Source organism: Paraburkholderia silviterrae (assembly GCF_004353915.1).
GTDB lineage: Bacteria > Pseudomonadota > Gammaproteobacteria > Burkholderiales > Burkholderiaceae > Paraburkholderia > Paraburkholderia silviterrae.
The window spans coordinates 208076-224003 of record NZ_SMRP01000001.1 but is presented as its reverse complement, the minus strand read 5'-3'; the positions used below and the strand labels follow the sequence as shown (position 1 = coordinate 224003).

Genomic DNA, 15928 nt, shown 5'->3' with positions numbered 1-15928 from the left:
GCTTTTTCCACTTCGACACCAGGAGCCTCCATGCCGTCCCGCTACTCCTCCGATCTCGCGGCGTTGCCGCCCATCGTCGCGCCGCTATGGACCACCGTCATTCCCGCGGGCACGCACTGGTCTGGCGTGCTGCGCCGTGGACTCGCATTGCGCATCGTCGACATCGAAGGCGGCGCGAATCTTTCGGCCGTCTTCCATCGTCAGGAAGATCCGCTCGAACGCTACAACATGGCGGACACGCTCAAGGCGCAGCACACGGCGCATTTCACGCAGGGCCACGCGCTCTATACCGACATGGGTCGCGTGATCGCGTCGATCACGGGCGACACGCTTGGCTGGCACGATCCGTTGGGGGGCGTGGGCGACGCCGTGCTGTTCTCACGCAAGTATGGCGAGACGCACTACCAGACCCATCGCAACGACATGATCCGCAACGGCCGTGACAGCCTCGTGCTCGAACTCGCGAAACACGGCCTCTCGGGGCGCGACCTCGCCGCGAACGTGAATTTCTTCAGCAAGGTGGCCGTGGCCGACGACGGTGCGCTCGCGTACGTGAGCGGGCACTCGCCTGCGGGTGCGGCGTTCGATCTGCGCTTCGAGATGAACACGCTTGCCGCGTTTTCGACGGCGCCGCATCCGCTCGATCCGCGCAGCGACTACGCGCCGAAGCCCGTGAAGCTGATCGCATGGCGCGCCTATCCCGCCGACTCGACGGCACCGACCGACGATCCGTGCCGCACCGCGTGCCCCGAGAACGGCCGTGGCTTCGAAAACACCGACCGTCTGTTCGCCTGAGGGGAGCGCCATGACCATCATCGAAAGCACGCGCGACGCGCGTGACGCCCGCTTCGACCTCACTTTGCGCGCCGGCGAGCCGTGGCTCTACGATCTCAAGCGCGGCGAGACGCTGCGCATCGTCGACCTCGAAGGCAATCAGGCCGTCGATACGCTTTTCTACAGCAGTGCCGATCCCACCGAGCGCTACAGCGCGCAGGACACGATCCGCGCGCAAGGCAATCTGTACCTGTCGGCGGGCAGCGTGCTGATGTCGAACCAAAACAACGCACTCCTGACCATCGTCGCCGACACATGCGGGCGGCACGATACCCTGGGCGGCGCGTGCGCGGCGGAGAGCAACACGGTGCGCTACGCGCTCGACAAGCGCCACATGCACAGCTGCCGCGACAGCTTCCTCAACGCGATCACGCATTGCACCTGCGGCGCGGGCCTCCGGCTCACGAAGCGCGACATCGTCAGCAACATCAACTTCTTCATGAATGTGCCGGTCACCCCGCAGGGCGGCCTCACGTTCGAAGATGGCATTTCCGCGCCGGGCAAGTACGTGGAGGTTCGCGCGGAACAGGACGTGACCGTGCTGATCTCGAACTGCCCCCAGCTGAATAATCCCTGCAACGGCTACAACCCCACGCCGGTGCGTCTCCTCGTCTGGGAGGCATGATGGCGTTCGACAAGATCCTCATCGCCAATCGCGGCGAGATTGCGTGCCGCGTGATCCGCACGCTCAAACGGCTCGGCATCGCATCGGTGGCCGTTTACTCCGAAGCGGACCGCCATGCGATGCACGTGATGCTGGCCGACGAGGCCGTCTGCATCGGCCCGGCGCCCGTTGCCGCGAGCTATCTGAACGCAGAGGCCATCCTCGAAGCCGCGCGGCGCACGGGCGCGCAGGCGGTGCATCCCGGCTACGGCTTCCTGTCCGAGAACGCCGCGTTCGCCCAGGCCTGCGAAGCGGCGGGCATCCGCTTCATCGGCCCGCGTCCGGAGCAGATGAAGGTATTCGGCCTCAAGCACACGGCGCGCGAAGTCGCGAAGGCGAACGGCGTGGCGCTGCTGCCGGGCACGGGGCTTTTGCCCGACGTCGATGCGGCGCTCGAGGCGGCGCTCTCGCTGGGTTATCCGGTCATGCTCAAGAGCACGGCGGGCGGCGGCGGAATCGGCATGTCGCTGTGCCGCGACGCCGCGCAGCTCGAAGCGGCCTTTGCTTCCGTCGCGCGGCTTGGCGAGACCAACTTCGCGAATGCAGGCGTGTACCTCGAAAAGTTCGTCGGCAATGCACGCCATATCGAGGTGCAGGTGTTCGGCGACGGCGCGGGCAACGTAATCGCGCTGGGCGAGCGCGACTGCTCGGTACAGCGGCGCAACCAGAAGGTGATCGAGGAAACGCCCGCGCCTGGCCTCACCGGCGCGGAGCGCAGCGCGCTGCACGCGACGGCCGTGCGTCTCGCGAAGGCCGTGAACTACGCATCGGCGGGCACCGTGGAGTTCGTGTTCGACGCCGATACGCGCGCGTTCTATTTCCTCGAGGTCAATACACGCCTGCAGGTCGAGCATGGCGTGACCGAAGCCGTGACGGGCGCCGATCTCGTCGAATGGATGATTCGCGAGGCCGAGGGCACGCTCGTGCCGCTCGATACGCTGGCGTGCGAACCTCACGGGGCCAGCATCCAGGTGCGTGTCTACGCCGAAGACCCGAACAAGCAGTTCCAGCCGAGCTCCGGCCAGCTCACCCATGTGGCGTTCGCGCCGCACGTGCGCGTGGATACGTGGGTCGAGGCCGGCACCGAAGTCAGCGCGTTCTACGATCCGCTGCTCGCGAAGATCATCGCGACGGGCGCGACGCGCGAGGCCGCGCTGGGCCGCCTGCGCGAGGCGCTGGGCGGCACGCAGCTTTACGGTATCGAAACGAATCTCGACTACCTGCGCGCGATCGCCGGGTCGGCGACGTTCGCGGCAGGCGAGCAGACCACGGGCTTTCTGGGCCGCTTCGCGTTCGCGCCGCACACGATCGATGTGCTCGACGGCGGCGTGCAGACGACCGTGCAGCAGACGCCGGGCAGACTCGGCTATTGGGATGTGGGCGTGCCGCCCTCCGGTCCAATGGATGACCTGTCGTTCCGGCTTGCGAACGAACTGATAGGCAACGCGGCCGAGGCCGCCGGACTCGAGTTCACGATGGTGGGCGCGACGCTGCGGTTCAACACGGACACGCTCTTCGTGCTGGGCGGTGCGTCGCTCGCCGCCACGCTTGACCGCGAGCCGGTGGCGCAGTGGCAGGTGGTGCGCGCGGGAGCAGGCAGCGTGCTCAAGCTCGGCGGCGTGACCGGTGCGGGGGCGCGCGCGTGTCTGGCGGTCAAGGGTGGACTGCAGGTGCCGGACTACCTCGGCAGCAAGGCCACGTTCACGCTCGGCCAGTTCGGCGGACACGCGGGACGTGCGCTGCGCAAGGGCGACGTGCTGCATCTCGGGCCCGAGGCTGGACACGGCAAGGCCGGTGCGAAGCTCGACGCGGCGCGCGCACCGGTCCTCACGCACGCATGGGAACTCGCGGTGCTGGATGGGCCGCACGGTGCGCCGGACTTCCTCACGCCCGCCGACATTGCGATGCTCTACGAAGCAAGCTGGACCGTTCACTACAACTCCAGCCGCACGGGGGTGCGCCTGATCGGGCCAAAGCCGCAGTGGGCGCGCCCGGACGGTGGCGAAGCGGGGCTGCATCCGTCGAACATCCACGACAACGCCTATGCGATCGGCGCCGTGGATTTCACGGGCGACATGCCCGTGATCCTCGGTCCGGACGGCCCTAGCCTCGGGGGCTTCGTGTGTCCCGTCACGGTCATCGCCGACGACCTCTGGAAGCTCGGCCAACTGCGTCCCGGCGATACGGTGCGATTTGTGCCCGTACCGGTGCCTGCACCGGTACCCGCGTCCGTGCCCGAGCCCGCAGCGCGCGCCGCGCACAACGGTGTGCGCGAGTGCGTGCTGTACAGCGACAACCGCGCGGGTGACGGCGTGGGCGTGGTCTATCGCCGCTCGGGCGACCGCAATCTGCTGATCGAGTATGGACCGCCGGTACTCGACCTGAAGCTGCGCTTTCGCGTTCACGCGCTCATGAACTGGCTGGCGGATCATCGACTGCCGGGCATCATCGATCTCACACCGGGCATCCGCTCGCTGCAGGTTCATTTCGACCGCAGCCTGCTGTCCTGTGAGCGGCTGATCGAGCATCTGAAGGAGGCCGAACTACAGCTTCCCGCCGTCGATGCGATGCGCGTGCCCAACCGTATCGTCCATCTGCCGCTTTCGTGGGACGACCCGTCCACGCGCGTGGCAATCGAACGCTACATGCAGTCAGTGCGGCCCGACGCGCCGTGGTGCCCGAGCAATATCGAATTCATCCGGCGCATCAACGGGCTCGACAGTATCGAAGACGTGAAGCGCATCGTGTTCGACGCACGCTACCTCGTGCTCGGACTCGGCGACGTCTACCTGGGCGCCCCCGTCGCAACACCCGTCGACCCACGCCACCGGCTCGTGACGACGAAGTACAACCCCGCACGGACGTGGACCCCCGAGAACGCGGTGGGCATCGGCGGCGCCTATCTGTGCGTCTACGGCATGGAGGGCCCCGGTGGCTACCAGTTCGTGGGCCGCACCGTGCAGATGTGGAACCGCTATCGGACCACCGCGGAATTCGAGGCTGGCAAGCCATGGCTGCTGCGCTTCTTCGACGAGATCCGCTTCTATGAGGTGAGCGAAGCCGAGCTTGAGGCATGGCGCAGCGACTTCGTGGCGGGACGCCGCAGTCTGCGCATCGAGGAGTCGGTGTTCGATCTCGGCGAATACGAGCGTTTCCTGCGCGACGAGGCTGCCTCGATTGCCGCGTTCAAGGCAACGCAGCAGGCGGCGTTCGAAGCGGAGCGCGAACGCTGGCGCGCGGCGGGGCAGGCCGGCTATTCAGGCGAGTCCGGTGCGCAGGAGGCTGCAGCAGCAGGGGCGTTGGACGAACCATCCGCACTCGATGAGGACTGCCGTGCAATCAGTGCAGACGTGTCGGGCAGCGTGTGGAAGCTGCTCGTGGCAGAAGGTGAGCGTGTCGTGGAGGGGCAGGAAGTGGCGATTCTGGAGTCGATGAAGATGGAAGTGACGGTGGCTGCGAGCGCCGACGGTGTGATCGACCTGCTCGACTGCGCGGCGGGGGACGCCGTCGTGGCGGGCCAGCGCCTGATGGTGATCCGTGTGGACGCCGTAAATGCAAATGCCGTGAGCGGCGAGGAGGCCGCATGTCAATGAAACCGCAGACACTGCCCGTGGAAACGATGTCGATTACCGCACTGCGCGCACGCTATCTGGATGGCACGCTGACCCCGGCGCAACTCGTTGCGCAGATCGCGGCCCGCACGGCGGGCGACGACCCCCATCGCGTATGGATCCGGGCCCTGACGCGCGAGGAGATGATGCGCTACGCCAGCGCGCTGGCGGACAAAGACCCGGCATCGTTACCGCTCTATGGCATTCCATTCGCGATCAAGGACAACATCGATCTCGCGGGCGTGCCAACCACGGCGGCCTGCCCGGAGTTCGCCTACACGCCGGCGCACAGCGCGCCCGTGGTCGAGAGGCTGATTGCGGCCGGCGCGATTCCCGTGGGCAAGACCAACCTCGACCAGTTCGCCACAGGCCTCTCGGGCCAACGCTCGCCGCACGGCGCCTGCCGCAATGCGCTCGATCTTCGCTACGCGTCCGGCGGGTCCAGTTCGGGCTCGGCCGTGGCGGTGGCGCTCGGGCTCGCCGCGTTTTCGCTGGGGACGGATACCGCCGGATCGGGACGCGTGCCCGCCGCGTTTCATGGCCTCGTCGGCCTGAAGCCGACGAAAGGCGTGCTCAGCACGCTGGGCGTCGTGCCGGCGTGTCGCTCGCTCGACTGCGTGTCGATCTTCGCCCACACGGCGAACGACGCGCAAAACGTGTTCGACTGCGCGCGCGGCACAACGGTGGGCGATCCGTATGCGCGTGAATGGACGCCGCCAGTGGATGCATCCACGCGCTCTTCACTGCACGGTGTGCGCTTTGGCGTGCCGCGCGCTGCGCAGCTCGAATTCTACGGCGATACGTCGTACGCGCAGGCGTTCGATGGCGCGCTGGCGAGGCTGCGCGCGGCGGGCGCGGAACTGGTCGAGATCGATTTCGAACCCTTTCTCGACACCGCACGGCTGCTGTACGAAGGGCCCTGGGTGGCCGAGCGGCTCGCCGCGATCCAGCCGTTTTTCAAGGCGCATCCCGATGCGCTGCATCCGGTCACGCGCGCCATTATCGGTGGCGCCAGACGCTGGAGTGCCGCCGATGCGTTCGCGGCGTTCGACCGGCTCGCCGTGCTGCGCGAGGCCGCGAGCCACGTGTGGACGAAGGTCGATGTGCTCGTGACGCCCACGTCGCCCACCACGGCGGCGGTAGAAGCGCTGGAGGCCGACCCCGTCGGCGTGAATGCCCGCTTTGGCTATTACACGAATTTCGTGAATCTCCTCGATCTTTCCGCGCTCGCCGTGCCGGCGGGCGCAGGCGGCGAAGGCCCGCACGAGGGCAAGCCATTCGGCGTGACGTTCGTTGGCCGCGCGCATGAAGACGCGCAACTGCTCGATCTCGCGCGGGCGTGGCTGGACGAGCCCGCAGAACGTGCGCGAGGCGCGAGCAGCGCGTCTACCGGCGCGCAGACAATCCGTGTTGCCGTGGTCGGCGCGCACCTGAGCGGCGAGCCGTTGAATGGACAGTTGACCGAGCGTGGCGCGACGCTCCTCGCAACGACCACGACCGCACCGGCGTATCGCCTCCATGTGCTGCCGCAACGCGACGTCAACGCGCCCGCGAAACCCGGTCTCATCCGTGTGAATCAGGGCGGGGCGGCAATTGAGGTCGAAGTCTGGTCGATGCCGGCCAGCGCATTCGGCACGTTCGTCGCCCTGATTCCTGCGCCGCTTGGCATCGGCACGCTCGAGCTCGCGAACGGCGAGTCCGTGCTCGGTTTCCTCTGCGAACACGCTGCGCTCGAACGCGCACCCGATATCACCCGTCACGGCGGCTGGCGCGCCTGGCGTGCGCATGAGGCCGCAAACCAGACAGCGGCCGGGGCGTAACGAGATTGTCAGTTGTAAGAGCGAATTCAATGTTGTACTCATCCTGGAGATTTGCCATGAAGACGGTCCGCATCGTTTCTGGACCCGCCGCACCGCTACGCATCGGTTATAGCGCGTGGCCCGGCCGGGTGGCCCGGCAGGTGGCCATCGACAAGGGCGGGTTCAAGGAGGCCGGCCTCGATGTGAGGTTCGGATATCCGTCGCTTACGAGCGTGCTGAAGTAACGCATATCGCCAGTTGAAGGAGAACACCATGGCCGAATTCAGCCAGACCGGATGGTTAGCAGTGCGGCGCGAGCTGTCGCCGCGCGGCAAGTGGATCTTGGGGATCGGCGCGTTCGTGCTGCCGCTCTTCGTGTGGTGCGTGGTGAGCTATGTGCCGTTCGTCTGGCATCCGCAGGTGCTTCTCACGCAGCCGGGCAGTGTGGACTACTTCCAGCCCGGCATGCGCGTGGACAAGGACGTGTTCGCAGGCGAGCTCGCCCATGCGCGCGCGTCGCACGCCGCGCTGCCCGCGGGCGTGCCGGCGAATCCCGTCTATCTGCCTGCACCGCATGAAGTGCTCAAGGCGTTCTATACCGCGTTCACCACGCCGCCTGCGTCACGGGAAGGCGTGTGGCTGCACCAGAGCCTCTGGCACAGCATCCAGATCATCTTCTGGGGCTTCGTGCTGTCGTCGGCGATCGGCGTGCCACTCGGCATCGTCTGCGGTACATACAGTGCGCTCGCGCGTCTGCAGGAACCGTTCTTCGAGTTCTTCCGCTATCTGCCCGCGCCCGCTTTCGGCGCGCTGATGGTGGCGGTGCTGGGCATCTACGACGCGCCGAAGATCGCCATCATCGTGATCGGCACGCTGTTCCAGCAGGTGCTCATCATTGCGAACACCACGCGCAAGCTCGAATACGGCCTGCTCGAAGCGGCGATGACGCTCGGCACGACGCGCCTGAAACTGCTCACGCACGTCGTGGTGCCGGGCGTCCTGCCCGATTTGTACCGCGACCAGCGCATCCTGCTCGGCTGGGCCTGGACGTATCTGATCGTCGCGGAGCTCGTGGGCACGAGTTCGGGCATCACCTGGTACATCACGCAGCAGGCGCGCTACCAGCACTTCGACAACGTGTACGCGGCGATCATGATGATCGGGATCATCGGCCTGGGCACCGATCTCGTGCTCGCATTCATCGGGCGCAAGCTCTTTCCATGGGACCGCACGCTGAAGGCGTAAGCCCGCACCGGCAGCGCCGTCTGCCGCATCGACTTTCCAGGACCCGCATCATGTTCAATCCGAAGACCGTTCCCGACTATCTCCTCCAGTCCGATGCGGTACGCGCGCGCTTCGAGCGCCTGAAAGCGCGCGAGCCGATTCTCGAAGTGCGCAATCTCACGAAGCGCTTCGCGACGCCCCAGGGCGAGCACACCGCGCTTGCCGACGTCAGTTTCACGACGCACCGGCGCGAGTTCGTCTGCGTGATCGGGCCCTCGGGCTGCGGCAAGTCCACGCTGATCCGCATACTCGCCGGTCTCGAGACACAGACGGACGGCGAGGTGCGCGTCAAGGGGCAGCCCGTGCGCGGTCCGGGCGCGGACCGTGGCATGGTGTTTCAGGGCTATACGCTGTTTCCGTGGCTCACGGTCAAGAAGAACGTGATGTTCGGTCTGCGAATGAACGGGCAGGGCGCCGCGCAGGCCGAACGCGAGGCGCTGCAATGGCTCGATCTGGTCGGGCTGGAGAAGTTCGCCGACGCGTATCCGCATCAGCTTTCGGGTGGCATGAAGCAGCGCGTGGCGATTGCGCGCGCGCTCGCGAACCGGCCCGGGATCCTGCTGATGGACGAGCCGTTCGGTGCACTCGACGCGCAGACGCGCTCAAAAATGCAGGCGCATCTGCTCGATATCTGGCGCAACGTGGACGTTACGATCCTGTTCATCACGCACGACCTCGACGAGGCGATTTTTCTCGCCGACCGCATTCTCGTGCTGAAGGCTCATCCAGGCGAAGTGCAGGAGTTGATCGAGGTGCCGGTGCCACGCCCACGCAGCTATGCGCAGTTCAATTCGCCCGAGTTCCTCGCGACGCGCGCGCGCCTCGACGCGCTTATCCATCCTCCTGTCAAGGACGAAGCAGACGACGAAGCGCAGCTCCGTCCGCACATGATCCGGCTCACAGACGTGAATGACACCGTTGAGTAGCCGCCGCCACGCATTGTTCGAGAGCCTCCTGGATCGTCGGTGTGAGCACCTCGAGTTCTGCTCGTTCACGCCAGCACCGGATCATATGACCGGCATCGTCGCGCCGTGCAGGGGGGCTCTCCTGCTGGCACCTGGCGTCGGCAATCGGGCACCGGTCGGCAAACACGCAGCCACGACGCGCAAGCGATGACCCCGCAGGGTCCTTGCATCCCGCCGAAGTCAGCAGGAGCCGTGTATACGGATGGTTCGGCCCCTGAAAGACACGCTCAGCCGGGCCAGTCTCGACCAGGTGACCTCGATAGAGAACGCCCACCTGGTCCGCCATATAGCGCACCACGTTCAGGTCGTGGCTGATCAGCAAATAGCTGGTTCCGCGCTGACGTTGCAGGTCGTTCAGCAGGTTCAATACAGCCGCCTGTACCGACACGTCGAGTGCGGAAGTCGGCTCGTCCAGCACGACCAGGCGCGGTGTACCGGCAAAGGCGCGTGCGATCGCCACGCGTTGCCGCTGACCGCCGGAGAGCGCGCCTGGCATGCTCGATCGATGCTCGGCCTGAAGTTGCACCGCCCGCAGAAGCGCATCAATCTGACGATGAGCCTCAACGCGCGGAAGCCGCGCCAGGCGGCGCAATGGATTGGACAGTATGCGATGGATCCGGTGACGGGGGTTAAGCGTCGTGTCGGGCGACTGGAACACCATTTGTAGCGTGCGCCGATCGTCGGTGGTGCGCGACTCGACTCGCGCGTCAAGCGTCTCGCCGAACAGCTCGATGGCTCCGGATGTGGGCTTGACGAGGCCGGTTACGATCTTCGCCAACGTCGACTTGCCGGATCCCGATTCACCGATCAGGCCGTAGGTTGTCCCGGCTTCGATCTCGAGATGGATATTGTGTAGTACGGAATGTGTGCCGTATGTGTGACTGATTCCCGTGCAGCGAAGGGCGGTGCGCGGAGGCTGACGAGTTGCATCGCGCGGCGGATCCGGATCGACTGCAACATCGGGCCGGTCGTCGGACGTGGCGAGGCGCCCGGTGTGCTTCGTGACATGCCCGCGAGGCAGGCTCGCGATCAGCCCGCGCGTATAGGCGTGCGCCGGCCGGGTTGTCACGGTCCCGGTTTTTCCCTGCTCGACGAGCAGGCCATTGCGCATGACGCCCATTCGGTCGGTGGTGCGCTGAATCAGATCGATGTCGTGGCTGATCAGCAGCAGCCCGGTTCGGTGTTCGCGGCGCAACGCGTCGAGAATGGCGACGATTTCGGTCCGTACGCTGGCATCGAGCGCGGTCGTGGGCTCATCCAGGATCAGTAGCGCCGGCTCCAGTCCGATGGCCATCGCGATGGTCGCGCGCTGTTGCATCCCCCCGGAAAGCTCGTGCGGATATCGGTCGAGCACGGCCCGCGGGTTGGACAACCGGACCTGCGCGAGCAGGCTGGCTGCCCGTTCCCGCGCTTCCGGGCGGCTCATTGGCCGGTGCGTTCTCAGCGTCTCGACGATTTGCTGCCCGATCGTCAGGCCCGGATTCAGCGCGGCGCCTGCGTGCTGATAGACCGCTGCGATGCGCTCGCCGCGCAGGGCGCGCAATTGCTTTCGCGACAGGGTCGACAGGTCGCTTCCTTCGAACAGGAGCGAGCCGCTGGTGCGGGCATGCCGCGGCAGATAGCGGAGGATCGCCATGGCGGCCGAGCTTTTGCCGGAGCCAGATTCGCCGACGAGCCCGAACGCCTCGCCGTGAGCGATATCGAACGACAGGTTTTGCACGGCGGTATGGCGACCGTGTTCTTGCGCATACGTGACGCAGAGCCCTTCAACCTGAAGCAGCGTGGGCGTACGGGCGGTTGCCCGCGTGGTCGGGTTTGCGTGGGCCATGAAATTAGTCGAATGCATGAAAGCCGTCCGCGATCAGATTTGTCGCGACCACGAGCGATATGATGGCTGCGGCATTGAACACGACGATCCACCAGAAACCGCTTACCAGAAGGGCGCTTCCGTCCGCAATCGCGAGGCCCCAGTCTGCCGACGGCGGCTGGATGCCGAGGCCGAGGAAACTGAGCGTGCCGACGGTGAAGAATGCATAGCCGAGCCGGACGATCGCTTCGATGAGGACCGGTTGGCGTACGTTGGGGAGGATTTCGACGAACATGATCGACAGGGCGCTCGCGCCGCCGAGACGCGCGGCGCCCACGTAGTCGAGCGTCCTCTGCGCACGGACCGCACTGCGCACGGTGCGCGTGACGAGCGGGACGTAGACGAGACCGATCACCACGACGACCGCGAGTTTGGACGACCCCACCGCGGCGAGCGTCATCAGCGCGAGCACGATGAGCGGCAGCGACATCAGCGCGTCGAGCAGGCGTCCGGCGATGGCGTCCAGTGCCCCGCCGAAGTAGCCGAGCGCGAGACCGAGGAAGGTGCCCACACTCACGCCGAGCAGCGTCGCGAGCGGCGCGATGACCAGGATGTCTCTCGAACCGACAATCACGCGGGAAAAAACATCGCGGCCGAGCGGGTCAGTGCCGAACCAGTGCGTGGCGTCCGGGGGAACAAGCGTGGCGAGCAGATCCGTCGCATAGGGGTCGAACCGCACGAGAGCCGGGCCGAACAGCGCGCACAGCACCCAGAAGGCGATGATGGCCACGCCGATGCATAAGCCCGGTGAGCGAAACCGTTGCGCGCCTGGCCACGCACGCCATGTCCTCAGGCGTGTTGCGCGAGCGGGTGTTTTCTCCACGGATTCAAGCTGTGTCGATGCGCCGTTCATGCGATACCCCGGCGGGTTCGAGGATCGAGCAGCGCGTGCAGCAGATCGCCCGCCGCCGCGCTGAGCGCGTAGACGACCGCCATGGTCATGACGGCCGCCTCCAGAACGGGAAAGTCGTGTGCCTTTGCGGCGCTCAGGATCAGGTTGCCCAGGCCCTGGATATGAAACAGCGATTCGATGACCACGAGTCCACCCAGCAGGTAGCCGATCTGTGTTGCGATCACGGTGATGGTTGGAATCAGCGCGTTGCGCAGCACGTGGTACACGATGACCCGCCGCGCGCGCAGGCCCTTGAGCACCGCCGTGCGCGTGTAGTCGCTATTGAGCGCCTCGAGCGTGCCGGCCCTTGCCATGCGCGCGATGTAGCCGGTGTAGACGAGCACGAGCGGGAGTGTCGGGAGAAGGAGGTAGTCGATTCGGGTCCAGAATCCAGCCCCATCGGGCGGCGAGCCTTCAACGGGGAACCACCCGAGCCGCAGGCCGAATAGCATGATCGCCGCGAGCGCGGTCACGAATTCGGGAACGATGGAGAGCGAAACACTGCCCAGCACGACGATCCGGTCGAGCAGGGAATTCGCGCGCAGTGCCGCGCAAACTCCTGCGCCGATGCCCGCGGGCACGATGAGGACCAGTGCCAGGCCCGCGAGCGATGCGGACTGCTTGAGTGCGTCGATCAGCAGTGGCGCGACGGGCATGCGCAGCGCGAGCGACGTGCCGAAGTTGCCCGTCACGGCATGACCGAGCCAGTCCCAGTACTGGACCGGGAGTGGCCGGTCCGTGCCGAGCTGATGGTTGATCGCGGCAACGGCGCGTGCATCGGCGAGCGGTCCTAGCAGCGTCCTGCCGATGTTGCCCGGCAAGATCTGGCACGCCATGAATACGATCACGCTGGCAAGCGCAAGTGTGATCGCGAGGAGGCCCGTGCGCGCGAGGAGAAAGCGGCTGAGCGGATGGATCGTCATCGTCTGCACCGTCCGTGTCAGGTCAGCGTCGCGCGGTCGAGCAGCAACAGCGAATTCGCGGTAAAGCGCACGCCTTGCACCTTCGCGCTGGTGACGCGCGCGTAATGCTGGAAGAACGCAATGATGACGGGCGTCTCGTCGAGCAGCAGCGTCTGGATCCGGTTGGCCGCGAGCCGCTGCGATTTGAGGTCGAGCGCGGCACAGTACTGCTTGACCAGCGCGTCGTAGGACGGATTGTTGAAGTGCGCGGCATTCCAGGTTCCCGTGCTTTTGAGCGTGGCGTTCAGGTACATGTCCGGCGTGCCGCGATGCCCGTAGTCGGTGATGCCGAGCGTCGAATCGAGCCAGTTCGAGTGACCGAACGTGGCGGCGCCGTAATAGCTATCCTGAGGCAGGACGTTCAGCGTAATGTCGATGCCGATCTGCTTCGCGAAGTTCTGAACGAGTACCGCGTAGTTCGGGATTTCGTAGGCGCGCTCCGTGGTGAGCGTGACGGCGAAACCGTTCGGCACGCCCGCTTGCGCGAGCAGGCGCCTGGCTTCGGCGAGATTCGGCGCGCGTTGTGGCACGCCTGGGTCCATCGAAGGGAAAACCGGTGCGAAGGGGCTGTCGTTGCCGAGGTCGCCGCGTCCCTTCAGGAAACCCTTGACGATCGCTTCGCGATCGATCGTCAGCGCCAGTGCGCGGCGCACGCGCTTGTCCTTGAACGGCGTCTCGTCGGTACGAAAGTGAAGCTCGTCGTAGTTGCTGGTGCGAACGCTCAGAATGCGAAACGCGGGATTGTTCGCGATGGCCTCGACCGCGGGGCCGCTGCTGGGGATCGGGATCACGTCCAGCTCACCCGCGCGCAGACCGATGAGCTGGGCTTGCGGATTGTCGTAGAACTTGATTTCGACACGGTCCGGCAACGCCTTCTCTCCCCAATAGTCTGGATTGCGAACGAAGCTCGCGCCGCGTTTTGGACGGTACGATTCCAGTTTGAAAGGTCCGGTGCCGGGGAACGTTTTCTCGAAACTCCCGGCATAGTTGGCCGGAAGGATGACCGCGTTGGCCACATCCGACGAGACGTAGAAGGGAAAATTGCCGTTGGGCTCGTCGAGCGTGAACGTCACGGTGTTCTCGTCAACGGCCCGGACGGCACCCTTCGATAACAGGCCCTTGTACGCGGACAGCGCGGCGGACCCATTGGCCGGATCGACGAGGCGGTTGAAGGTCGCCACCACGTCCTTGGACGTCAGTATTTGGCCGTCGTGAAACTTGACGCCTTTTCGCAACCTGAACGTCCATTCCTTCGCCGTGCTGTCGCTTTGCCAGGAGACGGCGAGTGCCGGACGCAGGCCGCTATCGGCGTCGTCCGAGAGCAGATATTCACCGACCTGGCTCAATACGCTGATACCAGGCGGGTCCGTGAGCGTGACCGGGTCGATCGCCCCGGTTGGCTGGTCGAGGCCGACGCGGATGGTGCCGCCCGGCCTGGCGGCGGCCGCGCGGGCCGTGCCGGGCAGACCCAGCGCCGAAGCGGTGGCGGTCGTGACGCCGAGGAGGCTCGCGTATCGCAGGAAGTCCCGGCGGCTCAGCTGGCCGGCGAGATGCTCGTCGACGGCAACATTCCACAAGTCGCCGGACAGGTTGCGCAACGCGTTGAGGTTGGGGAGCTTGATCAAGATTCACCTGTTTCGTAAGGATGCCGCATCAATAACGATGTTCCGGGACTGCGCGAGACTCGTCCCGCGCCGCTGCGAAGCGATTGGCGGGGCGGGCGAGGCCCAGGCGCTCCCGCAACGTGCCGGGTTCGTATTCGGTTCGGAACAGCCCGCGACGCTGTAATTCGGGCACCACTTGCGTAGCGAAGTTCGTCCAGTCCTCCGGCAGCACAGGGAACATCAGGTTGTAGCCGTCGGCGGCGCCGGAAACGAACCACGCTTCGAGCTGATCCGCGATTTCGGCAGGCGTTCCGGCGACAATCGGCACCGCACCGGTATTCGCGAGCTTGCGGGCGATTTGCCGGATCGAATGGTGCTGGCTTGCAAGACCCCGCACCTTGTTGAGCGTGCTGCGCACGCCATTGAACGTGCGTTCGTCGGGAAGCTCGGGCAGGAGGCCGTCGGGCGGTTCTGCCGACAGATCGAGGCCGGTGCCGTCGGAAAGCAGGTCGATCGCGAGGTTGTCCAGCATCAGCGACTCGAGGATTTCCTGCTTCTCCGCGGCCTCGGCTGCCGACGCTGCGACGATCGGCAGAATACCGGGCAGGATCTTGAGACTGTCCGGGCTCCGGCCGTGACGTGCGAGCCGCTCGTTCATGTCCTTGCGATACAGCAAGCCTTCTTCGATGCTGCGGATGATCGCAAACTGGACGTCGACGTGAGCGGCCACGAGATTTCTTCCGGACTCCGATGAACCGGCCTGGAATATCACGGGATGCCCCTGTGGCGGACGCGGAACGTTGAGTGGACCGCGTACCCTGAAATGCTCGCCGGCGTGATCGATCCGGTGCACGCGTTCGGGATTCGCGAAGCGGCCGGACGCCTTGTCGAACAGGATCGCTTCGTCTTCCCACGAATCCCACAGCGCCGTCGCCGCGTCGATAAATTCGGCCGCGCGCTCGTATCGGTGCGCATGCTCGATCGTGCCGTCGCGCCCGAAGTTGAGCGCTTCTTCATCCATGGCCGATGTCACGACATTCCACGCCGCACGCCCCTTGCTCAGATGATCGAGCGATGCGAACAGACGGGCGAGGTTGAACGGTTCGTAGTACGAAGTCGAGGCGGTCGCTACCAGCCCGATGTGCTGCGTGACCGCGGACAGTGCCGACAATATCGTCAACGGTTCAAGGCGCGCATTCGCGTAGTGCGCGACGCCGCTCTTGACCGAGTCCCAGATCGCGACATGGTCGGCGACGAAGATCGTATCGAGCTTCGCGTTCTCGGCGACCCGGGCGAGCTCGCGGTAGTAGTCGAGATCGAATATTTCGGCGCGTGGCGAGCACGGATGCCGCCACGAGAGCCGATGATCGCCCTGGGGATTGAAGAAGAATGCACTCAGAATCATGTGACCGGATGCCATGAAAGGCGACTCCTCGAAGAAGATAC

Annotated in this window: 12 protein-coding genes; 7 read left to right on the top strand and 5 right to left on the bottom strand. The window is 65.6% G+C overall.

Annotated features, from left to right (window positions below):
* The first annotated feature begins 30 nt into the window (after positions 1-30).
* Genes EYW47_RS01115 through EYW47_RS01085 form a run of 7 tightly spaced genes read left to right on the top strand, consistent with a single transcriptional unit; the run spans position 31 to position 9118 of the window.
* Complete coding sequence (locus EYW47_RS01115; RefSeq protein WP_133193046.1) at positions 31-795, top strand: urea amidolyase associated protein UAAP1; 765 nt, start codon at positions 31-33, stop codon at positions 793-795.
* Between the two features lie 10 nt (positions 796-805).
* The gene (locus tag EYW47_RS01110) at positions 806-1459 is read left to right on the top strand and encodes an urea amidolyase associated protein UAAP2 (RefSeq protein ID WP_133193045.1); all 654 of its coding nucleotides are present in this window, start codon (positions 806-808) and stop codon (positions 1457-1459) included.
* Entirely contained in the window at positions 1459-5091 is a 3633-nt protein-coding gene (gene uca, locus EYW47_RS01105; protein WP_133193044.1) for an urea carboxylase, read from the top strand. The genes EYW47_RS01110 and uca overlap by 1 nt, the downstream gene beginning before the upstream one ends.
* Entirely contained in the window at positions 5082-6929 is a 1848-nt protein-coding gene (gene atzF, locus EYW47_RS01100) for an allophanate hydrolase (RefSeq protein ID WP_133193043.1), read from the top strand. Before uca ends, atzF begins: the two co-directional genes overlap by 10 nt.
* Positions 6930-6985: 56 nt before the next feature.
* Positions 6986-7153, top strand: coding sequence for a hypothetical protein (locus EYW47_RS01095; protein WP_165976451.1), 168 nt, complete (start codon positions 6986-6988; stop codon positions 7151-7153).
* Positions 7154-7181: 28 nt separating this feature from the next.
* Positions 7182-8153, top strand: coding sequence for an ABC transporter permease (locus tag EYW47_RS01090; RefSeq protein ID WP_133193041.1), 972 nt, complete (start codon positions 7182-7184; stop codon positions 8151-8153).
* A gap of 50 nt (positions 8154-8203) precedes the next feature.
* A complete protein-coding gene (locus tag EYW47_RS01085) occupies positions 8204-9118 on the top strand; it encodes an ABC transporter ATP-binding protein (RefSeq protein WP_133193040.1) in 915 nt (304 codons plus the stop codon).
* Here EYW47_RS01085 and EYW47_RS01080 read toward each other — a convergent pair.
* The 5 genes from EYW47_RS01080 to EYW47_RS01060 are packed head-to-tail and all read right to left on the bottom strand — an operon-like array spanning position 9090 to position 15902.
* On the bottom strand, positions 9090-11003 hold the full coding sequence (locus EYW47_RS01080; RefSeq protein ID WP_205710000.1) for a dipeptide ABC transporter ATP-binding protein: 1914 nt from the start codon (positions 11001-11003) through the stop codon (positions 9090-9092). The two genes, EYW47_RS01085 and EYW47_RS01080, sit on opposite strands and share 29 nt — an antisense overlap.
* Positions 10990-11877, bottom strand: a complete 888-nt coding sequence (locus EYW47_RS01075; protein WP_133193039.1) for an ABC transporter permease — start codon at positions 11875-11877, stop codon at positions 10990-10992. Before EYW47_RS01075 ends, EYW47_RS01080 begins: the two co-directional genes overlap by 14 nt.
* Complete coding sequence (locus EYW47_RS01070) at positions 11874-12839, bottom strand: ABC transporter permease (protein ID WP_133193038.1); 966 nt, start codon at positions 12837-12839, stop codon at positions 11874-11876. The genes EYW47_RS01075 and EYW47_RS01070 overlap by 4 nt, the downstream gene beginning before the upstream one ends.
* A 17-nt stretch (positions 12840-12856) precedes the next feature.
* Positions 12857-14500: an ABC transporter substrate-binding protein gene (locus EYW47_RS01065; protein WP_377785220.1), complete on the bottom strand. Its 1644-nt coding sequence runs from the start codon at positions 14498-14500 to the stop codon at positions 12857-12859.
* A gap of 31 nt (positions 14501-14531) precedes the next feature.
* The gene (locus EYW47_RS01060) at positions 14532-15902 is read right to left on the bottom strand and encodes an LLM class flavin-dependent oxidoreductase (protein WP_133193036.1); all 1371 of its coding nucleotides are present in this window, start codon (positions 15900-15902) and stop codon (positions 14532-14534) included.
* Between the last annotated feature and the right edge of the window lie 26 nt (positions 15903-15928).